This is a genomic window from Streptomyces flavochromogenes (genome assembly GCF_000717595.1).
In the GTDB taxonomy this organism is placed as follows: domain Bacteria; phylum Actinomycetota; class Actinomycetes; order Streptomycetales; family Streptomycetaceae; genus Streptomyces; species Streptomyces flavochromogenes.
The window spans coordinates 111,679-125,602 of the sequence record NZ_JNZO01000022.1; the positions used below are offsets into that span (position 1 = coordinate 111,679).

Annotated in this window: 11 protein-coding genes; 7 read left to right on the forward strand and 4 right to left on the reverse strand. The window is 72.1% G+C overall.

Annotated features, from left to right (window positions below):
- Window positions 1–121: 121 nt before the first annotated feature.
- Together IF00_RS0126385 and IF00_RS0126390 are read left to right on the forward strand one after the other, a co-directional pair.
- A complete protein-coding gene (locus tag IF00_RS0126385) occupies window positions 122–1,051 on the forward strand; it encodes a DUF3027 domain-containing protein (protein ID WP_078944856.1) in 930 nt (309 codons plus the stop codon).
- A 456-nt stretch (window positions 1,052–1,507) separates the two neighbouring features.
- Window positions 1,508–4,654 (forward strand): sacsin N-terminal ATP-binding-like domain-containing protein, encoded by a 3,147-nt coding sequence (locus tag IF00_RS0126390; RefSeq protein WP_063740694.1) that lies wholly within the window; start codon window positions 1,508–1,510, stop codon window positions 4,652–4,654.
- Window positions 4,655–4,736: 82 nt separating this feature from the next.
- Here IF00_RS0126390 and IF00_RS0126395 read toward each other — a convergent pair whose 3' ends face one another.
- Window positions 4,737–7,145 carry a cation-translocating P-type ATPase gene (locus IF00_RS0126395; protein ID WP_030322134.1) on the reverse strand — a complete coding sequence of 803 codons (2,409 nt, stop codon included), beginning with the start codon at window positions 7,143–7,145 and terminating at the stop codon, window positions 4,737–4,739.
- A gap of 88 nt (window positions 7,146–7,233) precedes the next feature.
- Window positions 7,234–7,533: a DUF2530 domain-containing protein gene (locus IF00_RS0126400; protein ID WP_030322136.1), complete on the reverse strand. Its 300-nt coding sequence runs from the start codon at window positions 7,531–7,533 to the stop codon at window positions 7,234–7,236.
- A 146-nt stretch (window positions 7,534–7,679) separates the two neighbouring features.
- Between IF00_RS0126400 and IF00_RS0126405 the strand changes: the two genes are divergently transcribed.
- The gene (locus IF00_RS0126405) at window positions 7,680–9,131 is read left to right on the forward strand and encodes an NCS2 family permease (RefSeq protein ID WP_030322138.1); all 1,452 of its coding nucleotides are present in this window, start codon (window positions 7,680–7,682) and stop codon (window positions 9,129–9,131) included.
- Here IF00_RS0126405 and IF00_RS0126410 read toward each other — a convergent pair.
- Window positions 9,101–9,355, reverse strand: coding sequence for a hypothetical protein (locus IF00_RS0126410; protein ID WP_030322139.1), 255 nt, complete (start codon window positions 9,353–9,355; stop codon window positions 9,101–9,103). The genes IF00_RS0126405 and IF00_RS0126410 overlap by 31 nt on opposite strands.
- 200 nt (window positions 9,356–9,555) lie before the next feature.
- On the opposite strand from IF00_RS0126410, the gene IF00_RS0126415 reads away from it, so the two are divergent.
- A complete protein-coding gene (locus tag IF00_RS0126415) occupies window positions 9,556–9,999 on the forward strand; it encodes a MarR family winged helix-turn-helix transcriptional regulator (RefSeq protein WP_030322141.1) in 444 nt (147 codons plus the stop codon).
- Between the two features lie 26 nt (window positions 10,000–10,025).
- On the forward strand, window positions 10,026–11,363 hold the full coding sequence (locus IF00_RS0126420) for an MFS transporter (protein ID WP_030322142.1): 1,338 nt from the start codon (window positions 10,026–10,028) through the stop codon (window positions 11,361–11,363).
- 204 nt (window positions 11,364–11,567) lie between these two features.
- Here IF00_RS0126420 and IF00_RS0126425 read toward each other — a convergent pair whose 3' ends face one another.
- Entirely contained in the window at window positions 11,568–12,074 is a 507-nt protein-coding gene (locus tag IF00_RS0126425; protein WP_030322144.1) for a GNAT family N-acetyltransferase, read from the reverse strand.
- A gap of 33 nt (window positions 12,075–12,107) precedes the next feature.
- Here IF00_RS0126425 and thpR point away from each other — a divergent pair, with 33 nt between their 5' ends.
- Entirely contained in the window at window positions 12,108–12,692 is a 585-nt protein-coding gene (thpR, locus tag IF00_RS0126430) for an RNA 2',3'-cyclic phosphodiesterase (protein WP_030322145.1), read from the forward strand.
- A gap of 228 nt (window positions 12,693–12,920) precedes the next feature.
- On the forward strand, window positions 12,921–13,910 hold the full coding sequence (locus IF00_RS0126435; protein WP_030322147.1) for an aldo/keto reductase: 990 nt from the start codon (window positions 12,921–12,923) through the stop codon (window positions 13,908–13,910).
- Window positions 13,911–13,924 lie beyond the last annotated feature (14 nt).

The window sequence follows — 13,924 nt, forward strand, 5'->3', positions numbered from 1 at the left end:
GACAGGTCGGGTGCGCGGACGTCGATGCGGCCCACAGGTCCGCTCCGCCCGCCGCCCGTGGCTTCGCTCCCGCCCCTCGGCCGGCGCACCCGTGAGACGGCGTAGGAGAGAAGCGAGACCTGTGAGTGCTGCGACGACGCGAAGCGGTACCCCGCGTACCCCGCGAGCCACGCGTATCCCCGACCGCCTGTGCGCCGAGGCCGTAGACCTTGCGCGGGAGGCCGCCGAGGAGGCGGCCTTCCCCGGAATCGTCGGCGCCCACGTCGAAGTGATCGCCGAGGGCGACCGGGTCGTCACCCACTACTTCGAGTCCAAGGAACCCGGCTACCGCGGCTGGCGCTGGGCGGTGACCGTCACCCGCGCCTCCCGCGCCAAGAACGTCACGCTTGACGAAACCGTCCTGCTGCCCGGCTCCGACGCGCTCCTCGCCCCCGAGTGGGTGCCGTGGAGCGAGCGGCTCCGCCCCGGCGACATGGGCCCCGGCGACCTGCTGCCGACCGAGGCGGACGACCTGCGCCTGGAGCCCGGCTACTCGGGCGAGGACGCGCCGCCGCCGAATTCCGTGGTGTCGGAGGAGCTGGCGGACCACCTCGACGTCGAGGACGCCGAGATCGTCGCCCGTACCCCTTCGCGGGGCGCGATCGCCGCGGTCGCCGAGGAGCTCGGCATGCGCCGGGCCAGGGTCCTCTCCCGGTACGGGCTGCACCTGGCCGCGGATCGCTGGGAGGAGTCCTTCGGCGCACGCACCCCGATGGCACAGGCGGCTCCGGCCACCTGCGAGTCCTGCGCGTTCCTGGTGCCGCTGGCGGGCTCCCTGAAGCAGACGTTCGGCATCTGCGCGAACGAGTTCGCCCCGGCGGACGGGCGGGTCGTGTCCCTCTCGTACGGCTGCGGGGGCCACTCGGAGGCCGCGATCATGCCGAAGCCGCCGCGGCCGGCGCCGCCGGTGCTCGACTCGATGGGGGCGGACGCGTTCCCCCTCCGCCCGGCGAAGGACTCCGGCTCGACGACGGAACCGGACGCGACGTCCGACGACCTGGGCCACTCGTAACCCGGGACACCCAAGCCCCGGCCCCACCGGCAGGACCGCCCCGAACGGGGGCGGCCCTGCACCCGGCCCCACGGCCGCCCGGCCCCACGCGCCCCGGCGCCCGCCGTTGTGCGTGCCCCGCGCCTCGCCAATCGGGCTTGCCCCCCACGCCCCAGCGGAACGAAGGCCCACAACGAGGGGGCGGGTGGGGGACCGCCCCAGGGGGACGGTTGCCCGGCCCGCAATGGCGGCGGCCCCCGACGGGGGCGGTGGCCCGCAGCGGAGGCGGTGGTCGACATCCGGGGACGCGGCTCGCGACGGTGCACCCTGGACGTAAGGCACGCCCCCGCACGCCCCCACCCCCAACCGTGCCCCGGCAAAGGCCCCGCCCCCGGGCGCGGTACCTTCGGGCCCCGGGTCCAAGGGCTCGCACCCTGGCCCCGCGGCCCGGGTCCCGCACCATCACCGCCCCGCAGAGTGGAGTCAGACGTGAGCGTCAGCGTCCGGACGACGACCGACGGAACCGATCCCTTCGGCACCGCCCGGCTGCGGCGGGGTGTGCTCGACGCCTGGGGCGCGTCCCCTGCCCGGTTCCGGGAGGACGCCAACGCCGAGGAGGACCTCGCCCTCGGCGGCTACCGCGACCGCCTCGTCGTCGAGCTCGCCCAGAACGCCGCCGACGCCGCCCACCGCGCCGGCGTCCCCGGCCGTCTCAGGCTCACCCTGCACCCCGCGGACCACGAGGGCCCCGCCCTCCTCGCCGCTGCCAACACCGGTGCCCCGCTGGACGCCACCGGCGTCGAGTCCCTGTCGACCCTCCGCGCCTCCGCCAAGCGTGAGCAGCAGACCCGGGGCGCGGTCGGCCGCTTCGGCGTCGGATTCGCCGCCGTCCTCGCCGTCACCGACGAGCCCGCCGTCCTGGGCCGCCACGGCGGCGTCCGCTGGTCCCTCGCCGAGGCCCGCGAACTCGCCGCCGATTCCGCCCGGTACAGCCCCGGCCTCGGCGACGAACTGCGCCGCCGTGACGGCCACGTACCCCTTCTCCGGCTTCCGCTGCCCGCCGAGGGCACCGCCCCCGACGGCTACGACACCGTCGTCGTCCTCCCGCTCCGCGACGCCGCGGCCCGTGACCTCGCCGAGCGGCTCCTCGCCTCCGTCGACGACGCGCTCCTCCTCACTCTTCCGGGGCTCGCGGAGATCGTCGTGGAGACCCCGGAAGGAGTACGGACCCTCCGCCGCTCCGAGGACGACGGATACGTGCAGATCGTCGACTCCGCCACCGGCACCCACCGCTGGCGGACCGTCTCCCACGGCGGCCCCCTCGACGCCGAACTCCTCAAGGACCGCCCGGTGGAGGAGCGCCTGCGCCCCCACTGGTCCGTCACCTGGGCCGTGCCCGTGGATCCGGAGGGAGCCCCGCGCTACCCGCGTACGACCCCGGTCGTGCACGCCCCCACGCCCACCGACGAACCCCTCGGCATCCCCGCGTTGCTCATCGCCTCCCTGCCCCTGGACACCGCGCGGCGGCACCCGGCGCCCGGCCGGCTCACCGACTTCCTGGTGCAGCGGGCCGCCGACGCGTACGCCGAACTGCTCGCCGAGTGGCAGCCGGTGACGACCGCCACGCTCGACCTCGTCCCCGGCCCGCTCGGCAAGGGCCCTCTCGACGGGGCCCTGCGCGAGGCGATCCTGGACCGGCTGCCGAGGGTCGCGTTCCTGGCGCCCGCCGCCCCCACCGAGGAACTCCCCGCACTCCGCCCGATCGAGGCCGAGGTCGCGGAGGGCGCGGGCGCCGACACGGTCGACGTCCTTGCCGAGGTGTTCCCGACCCTGCTCCCCGCCGGCCTGGAGCGTCGCCCGGAGCTCCGGACCCTCGGCGTCGGCCGTGTGCCCCTGACCGAGGCGATCGACCGTCTCGCCGGGGTGGACCGCGCCCCGACGTGGTGGTGGCGCCTGTACGACTCCCTCGCGGGTGTCGACCCGGACCGCCTGTCGGGCCTCCCGGTCCCGTTGGCGGAAGCCGCCGAGGGGGCCCGGATCCGTACGGCGATCGGCCCCCGCCAGGTCCTCCTGCCCCAGGACAGGACCCCTGCCGAGCTGACCCGGCTCGGCCTGAAGGTCGCCCACCCCGAGGCCGCTCACCCGCTCCTGGAGAAGCTTGGCGCCCTGCCCGCGACGCCCCGCGCGGTCCTGACGACCCCCCAGGTACGGGCCGCGGTCGCGGCCTCCCTCGACGCGGGGGAGATCTGGGACGAGGACGCGGACACCCTGGACGCGGACGAACTCGTCGAGACCGTCCTCGCCCTGGTCCGGGACGCGGAACTCGACCCGGGCGAGGAGCCCTGGCTGGGCGCGCTGGCGCTGCCCGACGAGGACGGCGAACTCTCCCCCGCGGGCGAGCTGGTGATGCCGGGCTCGGCGTTCGCCGCCGTCATGCGCGAGGACGAACTGGCCTACGTGGACGCGGACCTGGCCGCCCGCTGGGGCGAGCAGCCCCTCGCCGCCTGTGGAGTGCTGGCCACCTTCGCCCTGGTCCGCGCCACCGACCTCCTCCTCGACCCGGACGAGGTCGAGCCGCGCGAGGGCGACTACCCGGAGCCGGACGACGCGGGGCTCCTGGACGCGGTCGACGTGTGGTGCGAGGACGTCCTGGACCGGCTGCCGGAGACGCCGGTGCCGCCGGTGGCGACGGAGATCGTGGCCGTACGGGACCTGGACCTGGTCGACGACGACGCCTGGCCGCAGGCGCTGGCCCTCCTGGCGCAGCCCCCTCTCCGCGACGCCCTCACCCAGCCCGTACGGATCCTCCTGCCGGACGGCACGACGGGGACCGTCCGCTCGTACACGGCGTGGTGGCTCCGCGACCACCCCGTCCTGGGCGGCCGCCGTCCGGCGGGCCTCCGCGCCGAGGGCTCGGACCCCCTCCTCTCCGGCCTGTACGACTCCGCCGACGCGACCGGCTTCGAGGACGAGCAGGTCCTGAGGGCGCTGGGAGTCCGCACGTCGGTGGCGGCGCTGCTCGACGAGCCGGGTGGTGCGGCGGAACTCCTGACGCGCCTCGCGGACCCGTCGCGAGAGGTCACGGACGCCCAACTCCACGCGCTGTACACGGCCCTCGCGGACCTGGACCCGGAGCAGGTGACGCTGCCGGACGAGCTGCGCGCGGTGGTGGACGGCGAGGTGGTCGTGGTGGACGCGGCGGAGGCGATGGTGGCGGACGCGCCGGACCTGCTGCCGCTGGCCGGCGGGGTGCCGCTGCTGCCGGTGTCGCCGGCGCGGGCGGCGGACCTTGCGGAGCTGTTCCAGGTGCGGCGGCTGAGCGTGGCGGTGGAGGCGGAGGTGGCGACGGTGGGCGAGGAGCACGAGGTGCCGGACTCGGTCCGGATCCTGCTCGGCCCGACGACGCCGGCCACGTACATCGAGCACGAGGAGCTCAGGGCGGCGGACACGGAACTCGACTGGCGCCGTACGGCGGACGGCGTCGTCCACGCCTCGACCCTGGAGGGCGTGGCGGCGGGCCTGGCCTGGTCGGCGGGCCAGTGGCCGCGCCGTTTCGAGGTGGCGGCCCTGCTGGAGGACCCGTCGAGGACGGCGGAACTGGCGAGGGACCGCTGGTTCGACTGAGGCCGGTGACGGTCGGGGTCAGCGGAGGGCGGGGTCGGAGAGGTCGAGAGCCGCTCGGCACCGAGGGAAGAGGACCGACTCGCTACGCCGGGAACCTCCGGTCCACCCACTTCCACGCGACCTCGAGGAGCAGGCCGCCCGCCGCCGCGATCGCCACCGCCGCCCAGGGCAGCGTCGTGCCCACCAGCTTCAGGGCGAAGAAGTCCTGGAGCCAGGGCACGACCAGGACCAGGACGAACGCGCCTCCCATCGTGGCGACCAGGGTGAGGCGCCACCACGTGTACGGGCGGGCGACGATCGCCAGGACCCACATGGAGACCAGGAAGAGGGTCAGGGTGGCCGCGCTCGTCTCGGCCTCCAGGGCGCCTTCGCCGCTGTAGTGGTGGCGGGCCAGGAGGTAGGTGGTGAACGTGGCCGCCGCCGCGATGACGCCGCCCGGGATCGCGTACCGCATCACCCGGCGTACGAAGTGGGGCTTGGCCCGTTCCTTGTTCGGCGCGAGCGCGAGGAAGAAGGCCGGGACGCCGATCGTCAGGGTGGAGAGGAGGGTCAGGTGGCGGGGGAGGAAGGGGTACTCCACCTGTGAGCACACCACCAGGACCGCCAGGAGGACCGAGTAGACCGTCTTCGTCAGGAAGAGGGTGGCCACTCGGGTGATGTTGCCGATGACCCTGCGGCCCTCCGCCACCACCGACGGGAGTGTCGCGAAGCTGTTGTTCAGCAGGACGATCTGGGCCACCGCCCTCGTCGCCTCCGAGCCCGAGCCCATGGACACGCCGATGTCCGCGTCCTTCAGGGCCAGGACGTCGTTCACGCCGTCGCCCGTCATCGCGACCGTGTGTCCGTGGGACTGCAGCGCCGCCACCATGTCGCGCTTCTGCTGCGGCGTGACCCGGCCGAAGACGGCGTTCTCGTCGAGGACCTTCGCCATCTCCTCCCGGTCGGCGGGGAGGGTGCGGGCGTCGACCGTGTTCGCCGCGCCCGGCATGTCGAGCTTTCCGGCCACCGCGCCGACCGAGACCGCGTTGTCGCCGGAGATGACCTTCGTGTCGACGTTCTGGTCGGCGAAGTACGCGAGTGTGTCCGCGGCGTCCGGCCGCAGTCGCTGTTCCAGGACGACCAGGGCCGTCGGGTGGGCGCCGGTCGCGACCTCGGGGGAGTCGAGTTCGTTCGCCGTCCGTGCCAGGAGCAGGACCCGCAGGCCCTGTTCGTTGAGGTGGTCGATCTCGGTGAGCGTCGGGTCCCCGGTGGGCAGCAGGACGTCCGGGGCGCCCAGCAGCCATCTCGAGTTCTCGCCGTTGCCCTCGCTGAACGCCGCCCCGCTGTACTTCCGCGCCGACGAGAACGGCAGGGCCTCCGTGCACCGCCACTCCACCGTGTCCGGGTAGGCGTCGATGATGGCCTGGAGGGAGGCGTTCGGGCGGGGGTCGGATTCCCCCAGGGCGCCGAGGACCTTGCGTACGTAGGTCTCGTCGCTGCCGTTGAGGGGGCGGAGCTCGGTGACGTCCATGCCGCCCTCGGTCAGCGTGCCCGTCTTGTCCAGGCACACGACGTCCACGCGCGCGAGGCCCTCGATCGCGGGCAGTTCCTGGACGAGGCACTGCTTGCGCCCGAGTCGTACGACTCCGATCGCGAAGGCGACCGAGGTGAGCAGGACGAGTCCCTCGGGGATCATCGGGACGATGCCGCCGACCGTACGGGCGACCGCGTCCTTGAAGTTGTCGTCCTTGACGACGAGCTGGCTGATGACGAGCCCGATCGCGGTCGGGATCATCATCCACGTCACGTACTTGAGGATCGTGGAGATGCCGGTGCGGAGTTCGGAGTGGACGAGCGTGAAGCGGGAGGCCTCTTCGGCGAGCTGCGCGGCGTAGGCCTCGCGGCCGACCTTGGTGGCGGTGAACGCGCCGCCGCCGGCGACGACGAACGAGCCCGACATCATCCGGTCGCCGGGTTTCTTGACGACGGGGTCGGCCTCGCCGGTGAGCAGTGACTCGTCGATCTCCAGGCTGTCGGCCTCCGCGACCTCGCCGTCGACGACGACCTTGTCGCCGGGTCCGAGTTCGATGAGGTCGCCGAGGACGATCTCGGAGGTGGAGAGTTCGGCGGCGACGCCGTCGCGCCGGACGGTGGGTTTCGCCTCGCCGATGACGGCGAGGCCGTCGAGGGTCTTCTTGGCGCGGAGTTCCTGGACGATGCCGATGCCGGTGTTGGCGATGATCACGAAGCCGAAGAGGCTGTCCTGGATCGGTGCGACGAAGAGCATGATCACCCAGAGCACGCCGATGATCGCGTTGAAGCGGGTGAAGACGTTGGCGCGGACGATGTCCGTGGTCGAGCGGGAGCTCCGTACGGGGACGTCGTTGACCTCGCCGCGGGCGACGCGTTCGGCGACCTCGGCGGAGGTGAGTCCGGCGGGACGGTGGACAACGGGTGGCCCCACCGCCTCGGCCTCGCTGACGTCCGTGTCGATCTTCGCCCGCTGAGTCATGTTTTCGACGGTACGACCGGAATCGACCGTTCACCTGCCGAGAAGGGTGAAGATCAGACCGGGGGAGGAGGGGAATGGTCCTCTGGCACTACGCGCCGGGGCGTGCCTCGGGGTTCCCCGTGGTCTCCGTCCCGGCGGCTCGCGCCGCCTCGTGCCGCTTGATCGCCGCGTCCCGCTTCCGTACGTACCAGATGCCGATCAGGCCGAGTCCGGCGCCGGCGAGGCAGGTCCACACCCACCAGGTCAGGTCCCGGTCGTCGAACCAGCCGTAGAACGGGACCTGGACGACGAAGAGGACGAACCACAGGATCGTTCCGCCGGTGATGGTGGCGACGACGGGCCCTTCGAGGGGCTCGGGTGCCTCGTGCTTCGGTGTCCACTTCGCCATGAGGGTCAGTCTAGGTGGCGGGAAATCGTATCTACGCGCGGAGATAGACGCTCACTCGTTCATGTGTTCATACTGAAACGGTTTGCCTCTGGCGGGTTTCCTTCGTACGAACCGCCAAACGGACGTCTCCCGAAGAGGAACCCCCCATGAGCACCACGGCCACCGCCAAGGCCATGCCCCCCGAGCCTTCCGCTCCCCAGGAGCCGACCTCGGGTCTCGACCGCTACTTCAAGATCTCGGAGCGCGGCTCGACCGTCGCCCGTGAGATCCGCGGCGGTTTCGCCACCTTCTTCGCGATGGCCTACATCATCGTGCTGAACCCGATCATCCTCGGCAGCGCCAAGGACATGTACGGGCACCAGCTCGACGGCGGTCAGCTCGTCACCGCCACCGTCCTCACGGCGGCGTTCTCGACGCTCCTCATGGGCGTCATCGGCAACGTCCCGATCGCCCTCGCCGCCGGCCTCGGCGTCAACACGGTCGTGGCGCTCCAGCTCGCGCCGAAGATGTCCTGGCCGGACGCCATGGGCATGGTCGTCCTCGCCGGTGTCGTCGTGATGCTGCTCGTCGCGACCGGTCTGCGCGAGCGCGTGATGAACGCGGTCCCGGTCGGCCTGCGCAAGGGCATCGCGATCGGTATCGGCCTCTTCATCATGCTGATCGGCCTCGTCGACTCGGGCTTCGTCTCCCGCATCCCCGACGCCGCGCACACCACCGTCCCGCTCCAGCTCGGCGGCGACGGTCACCTCACCGGCTGGCCGGTGCTCGTCTTCATCCTGGGCACGCTCCTCACCCTCGCCCTGATCATCCGCAAGGTGCCGGGCGCGATCCTCATCTCGATCGTCGTCATGACCATCGTGGCGATGGTGATCAACGCGGTGGCGACCGTCCCGTCCTGGGGTCTGACCACCCCGGAGTGGCCGGGCAACCCGGTCGCCTCGCCGGACTTCGGTCTGGTCGGCGAGGTCAGCCTCTTCGGCGGCTTCGAGAAGGTCGGCTACCTGACCGGCGTCCTCTTCGTCTTCACGGTGCTGCTGTCCTGCTTCTTCGACGCCATGGGCACGATCCTCGGCGTCGGCGACGAGGCCAAGCTGATCGACAGGGACGGCAACTTCCCCGGCATCAACAAGGTCCTGCTCGTCGACGGCCTGGCCGTCGCCTCCGGCGGCGCGACCTCCTCCTCGGCCACCACCTGCTTCGTGGAGTCCACGGCGGGCGTCGGTGAGGGCGCGCGCACGGGGCTCGCCTCGGTCGTGACCGGCGGTCTGTTCTCGGTGGCGCTGTTCCTCACGCCGCTGGCCACGATGGTCCCGTCCCAGGCGGCCACGCCCGCGCTGCTCGCGGTCGGCTTCCTGATCCTGGCCGGTTCGGTCAAGGGCATCGACTGGAGCGACTACACCATCGCGGTGCCGGCGTTCCTGGCCATGGTGATGATGCCGTTCACGTACTCGATCACGAACGGCATCGGCATCGGCTTCATCGCGTTCAGCGTGCTGCGGCTCGCGGCCGGCCGGGGCCGTGAGGTCCCGGTGGCCATGTACGCCGTGTCGGCGGTGTTCGTCTTCTACTACGCGATGCCGGCGCTCGGCCTCACGTGATCGCGGGGGGTGTCGGTCGCCGTGGCGGCCGCCGCCTCCCCGTCCGCCTCCCCGTAGAACTTCTCCGTCTCGTCGACGGCGGTCTTGAACCGCTCGTCGAAATCCTCGCGAATGAGCGTCCGGACGACATAGTCCTGGACGCTCATTCCTCTTTTCGCGGCGTGACTCCTGAGCCGGTCGAGCAGCTCACCGTCGATGCGCAGGCTGAGCACTGTCGATCCCATGTCGTTCAGGGTCGGGGCAGCCGGGGCTCCTTTGCGTCACTTTCTGGATCCGACTCACTCGTTTGGGTGATACATGGATGCGGAAGCGTGATCTGCGCGCATGCGGTTCACGCGGGGGTGCAGGCAAACGGGTGTGATCCGTGCGACGTCCGTGCGTTCCCGTTGGTATTTAGGCAGAGTAATGAGTTAGGCTAACAAACATGCCTGACCTGTCCCACGGCACAGCCGACGACGTCGCGGCCGTGAACGCGCTCCGCTCCTCCGTCATGCGACTGGGCCGACGCCTCAAGCACCAGCGCGTCGACGAGTCGCTGAGCCCCACCGAGATGTCGGTGCTCGGCACCCTCGCGCTCTGCGGCTCCGCCACCCCCGGCGAGCTGGCCCGCAAGGAGCACGTCCAGCCGCCGTCGATGACCCGCATCGTCGCGCTGCTCGAAGCCAAGGGACTGGTCCGGCTGGAGCCGCACCCCGACGACCGCCGGCAGAAGGTGGTCAGCCAGACCGAGCAGGCCGAAGCCATGCTCGAAGAGTCCCGCCGCAAGCGGAACGCCTGGCTGGCCTCGCTCGCCGAGGGCCTGGACGAGGACGAATGGGCCAGGCTGCGCGCGGCCGCCCCCGTCCTGGAGAAGCTCGCCCACCTGTAGTCCACGCGCCAAGGAGGCGACGCACTTTGAGTACGGGACCCGGAGCAGACTCCGCACCCGTCCACAAACCCACCCTCGACACCCGCGGGCGGGGGGAAACCTTCTCCTCGCTCAGGATCCGTAACTACCGGCTGTTCTTCACCGGCGCGATCGTCTCCAACACCGGTACATGGATGGCCCGCATCACCCAGGACTGGCTGGTCCTGAGCCTCACCGGCTCGGCCGCCGCCGTCGGCATCACCACGGCCCTGCAGTTCCTGCCGATGCTGCTCTTCGGCCTCTACGGCGGAGTCATCGCCGACCGCTACCCGAAGCGGCGCCTGCTGCTCGTCAGCCAGGCAGCCCTCGGCCTCTGCGGCATCGCGCTCGCCGTCCTCACCCTCTCCGGCAGCATCCAGGTCTGGCACGTCTACCTGATCGCCTTCCTCCTCGGCATGGTGACCGTCGTCGACAACCCGGCCCGGCAGGCCTTCGTCTCCGAGATGGTCGGCCCCGACCGCCTCCGCAACGCCGTCTCCCTGAACTCGGCGAACTTCCAGTCCGCGCGGCTCGTCGGGCCCGCCGTCGCCGGTGTCCTCATCGCCGGAGTCGGCAGCGGCTGGGCCTTCCTCCTCAACGGCCTGTTCTTCCTCGCGCCCCTCACGAGCCTCCTGCTCATGCGGACGAGCGAACTCCACAAGGTGGAGCGCGCCCCGCGCGGCAAGGGCCAGCTGCGGGAGGGCCTGCGGTACGTGGCCGCGCGACCGGACCTGATCTGGCCGATCGTCCTCGTCGGCTTCATCGGCACGTTCGGATTCAACTTCCCGATCTGGCTCACCGCCTTCTCCGGCGACGTCTTCCACGTCGGCGCCGGCGCGTACGGCTTCCTCAACACCCTCATGGCGGCCGGCTCGCTCGTGGGCGCCCTCGCGGCGGCCCGGCGCGGCTCGACCCGGCTGAGGATGCTGGTGATCGCGGCGGCGGTGTTCGGCATCCTGGAGATCGCGGCGGCCCTGTCGCCGGCGTTCTGGCTGTTCGCGGTGCTGCTCGTCCCCATCGGCATGATCGGTCTCACCGTCAACATCACCGCGAACTCGGCCGTCCAGATGGCGACGGACCCGGCCATGCGGGGCCGGGTGATGAGCCTCTACATGATGGTCTTCGCCGGCGGTACGCCGATCGGCGCACCGCTCCTCGGCTGGGTCACCGACACGTACGGCGCCCGCGTCGGCTTCGCGACGGGCGGCGTGATCTCCCTGGCGGCGGCGGTCGTCGTGGGCCTGGTCCTGGCCCGGGTCGGCGGCCTCAAGGTCGCCTGGTCCTGGCGCCACGGGCACCCACAGGTGCGGTTCGTGGCGCGGGAACGGCTGGCGACCGCGGCGTAGCCCTCGGGCGGGGACGGCGGCCCGGGTGCGTGGGGGTCCGGGCCGGGCCTCCGCGGGGGAGAGGGGGCCCGGGGCCGGGCCTCCGCGAGGGAGAGGGGTGGCCGGACCGCGCCTCACCGCGCTTCGCGTGCGGTCAGGGCGCTCTGACGCCCGGGCACCCCTCTTCCCTGCTCCAGCCCGGCCACTCCTGTCGTCGTCCGCGGCTCAGACCCGCCGCTCCAGCACCTGGCCCGCCCAGTCCCCGACCAGGAACGTGTCCGTCGGGGTGAAGCCCTGGCTCTCGTAGTACGCGACCAGCCGGCCCTCGCTGCCCGCGAAGCAGTCCACCCGCAGCAGCGACACTCCCCGCCGCCGCGTCTCCTCCGCCGCGTGGGCGAGCAGCGCCGCGCCCACCCCGTGGCGGTGGAACCGGGCGTCGGTCGCGAGGAGTCGCACGTACACCTCGGGCTCGTCCGCCGGCGCGATGTGCTGCCCGGGGAACGGGGTCAGCGTCATCACCCCCGCCGGTACGCCGTCGATCTCGGCGATCCACGGATCACCCGCGGCCATCGTGTCCTCGACCTGCTTCACCGCCTTGGGGCGCCCCGAGAACGACTCGGTGCCCCACTGTGCGGTGATCCCCTTGCCGTTGAGCCACACCACGGCGCTGTCGAGGACGCCGAGTATCGCGGGGAGGTCCTCCGCCCCGCCCTTCCTGATGGAGATCTTCATGCCGCAGAGGCTAACCGCTGCCACACTCGCCTCATGAGGCTCTTCGCCGCCGTCCTGCCGCCGCCCGAGCAGCTGGACGAAATCGGACACGTCGTCGACCGGCTCCACCGGCTGCCCGGGGCCGACGGGCTCCGCTGGACCTCGCGGCCCGGCTGGCACCTCACGCTCGCGTTCATGGGGGAGGTCGACGAGGAGCTGCTGCCCGACCTGCGCGTCCGGCTCGCCCGGGCCGCGCACCGCACACCCTCCTTCCCGTTGCGGCTCCACGGCGGCGGGCACTTCGGGCGGCGCGCCCTGTGGGCCGGGATCGCCGGGGACCTGGACGAGCTGCGGCTGCTCGCCGAGCGCGCCGACGCCGCCGCGCGCAGGGCCGGGGTCCCGATGGACGAGCACCGCCGCTACCAGGCGCATCTGACGGTCGCCCGCGCGCGGGGCGACGGAGCGGACCTCCACCCCTTCCTCGACGAGCTCGGCACCTTCGAGGGCACCCGCTGGGAGGTGGGCGAGCTGGCCCTGGTGCGCTCGAACCTGCCGGTGAGCGGGGTGCGGGGCGAGCAGCCCCGGTACGAGAAGGTCGACGGCTGGCCGCTGGGCGGGCCGCCGGAGGGAGCGGGGTGAGGGCCGCGGCGGACGGCCGGGTAACCTCGAAGCGTGGATCCGAAAACCCGTAACCGCATCATGGCCGGCGTGCTCGTACTGATGTTCGCGATCATCGCGGTGGCATCGGTGTCGGGCCAGTAGCCGGAGCCGCTCCGACCGCTCGCCCTGCCCCCGCGACGCGCCCGCCTGCCACCCCGTGGGAACCCCCTTGCTTCGAGTGCACTCGAAGCAGTTGGCTTGGCGTCCATGGAGTACACGCAGCTCGGACGCACCGGACTCAAGGTCAGCCGACTCGTCCTCGGGACGATGAACTTCGGACCCCAGACGGACGAAGCCACCAGTCACGCCATCATGGACACGGCGCTGGACACGGGGCTCAACTTCTTCGACACCGCCAACGTGTACGGCTGGGGTGAGAAAAAGGGCCGGACCGAGGAGATCCTCGGTTCCTGGTTCGCGAAGGGCGACGGCCGCCGCGACCGTACCGTTCTCGCCACCAAGGTGTACGGGAACATGGGCGCCGACGGCGAGGCCTGGCCCAACCACGACAAGCTCTCGGCGGTGAACATCCGCCGTGCGGTCGAGGGCAGCCTCAAGCGCCTCGGCACGGACTACATCGACGTCTACCAGTTCCACCACATCGACCGCTCGACCCCCTTCGAGGAGATCTGGCAGGCGGTCGACGTCCTCATCCAGCAGGGCAAGATCCTCTACGCCGGCTCCTCCAACTTCCCCGGCTACAAGATCGCCCAGGCCAACGAGACCGCCGCCCGGCGCGGCTCGGTCGGCCTCGTCAGCGAACAGTGCCTCTACAACCTCTTCGAGCGGCGCGCGGAGATGGAGGTCATCCCGGCCGCGCAGGAGTACGGCCTCGGGGTCATCCCCTGGTCGCCGCTGCACGGCGGTCTGCTCGGCGGCGTCCTGAAGAAGGAGGCCGAGGGCAAGCGGCGTACGGAGGGCCGCGCGGCGGCCACCCTCGCCGACCCGGCCTCCCGCGCCAAGCTCCAGGCCTACGAGGACCTGCTCGACAAGCACGGCCTCGAGCCGGGCGAGGCGGCCCTCGCGTGGCTGCTCACCCGGCCGGGCGTGACGGGCCCGATCGTCGGTCCGCGTACGCCCGAGCAGCTGGCGGGCGCGCTGCGCGCCCTGGAGCTCGACCTGAGCGAGGAGGTCCTGGCGGGTCTCGACGAGATCTTCCCGGGCCCGGGGCCGTCGCCGGAGGCCTTCGCCTGGTAGTCGCGTGCCGGGGT

Coding starts and splice junctions, on each gene's coding strand:
- IF00_RS0126395 (WP_030322134.1), bottom strand. CDS start 7,145: ATGACTCAGCGGGCGAAGATCGACACGGACGTCAGCGAGGCCGAGGCG.
- IF00_RS0126400 (WP_030322136.1), bottom strand. CDS start 7,533: ATGGCGAAGTGGACACCGAAGCACGAGGCACCCGAGCCCCTCGAAGGG.
- IF00_RS0126405 (WP_030322138.1), top strand. CDS start 7,680: ATGAGCACCACGGCCACCGCCAAGGCCATGCCCCCCGAGCCTTCCGCT.
- IF00_RS0126410 (WP_030322139.1), bottom strand. CDS start 9,355: ATGGGATCGACAGTGCTCAGCCTGCGCATCGACGGTGAGCTGCTCGAC.
- IF00_RS0126415 (WP_030322141.1), top strand. CDS start 9,556: ATGCCTGACCTGTCCCACGGCACAGCCGACGACGTCGCGGCCGTGAAC.
- IF00_RS0126425 (WP_030322144.1), bottom strand. CDS start 12,074: ATGAAGATCTCCATCAGGAAGGGCGGGGCGGAGGACCTCCCCGCGATA.
- thpR (WP_030322145.1), top strand. CDS start 12,108: ATGAGGCTCTTCGCCGCCGTCCTGCCGCCGCCCGAGCAGCTGGACGAA.
- IF00_RS0126435 (WP_030322147.1), top strand. CDS start 12,921: ATGGAGTACACGCAGCTCGGACGCACCGGACTCAAGGTCAGCCGACTC.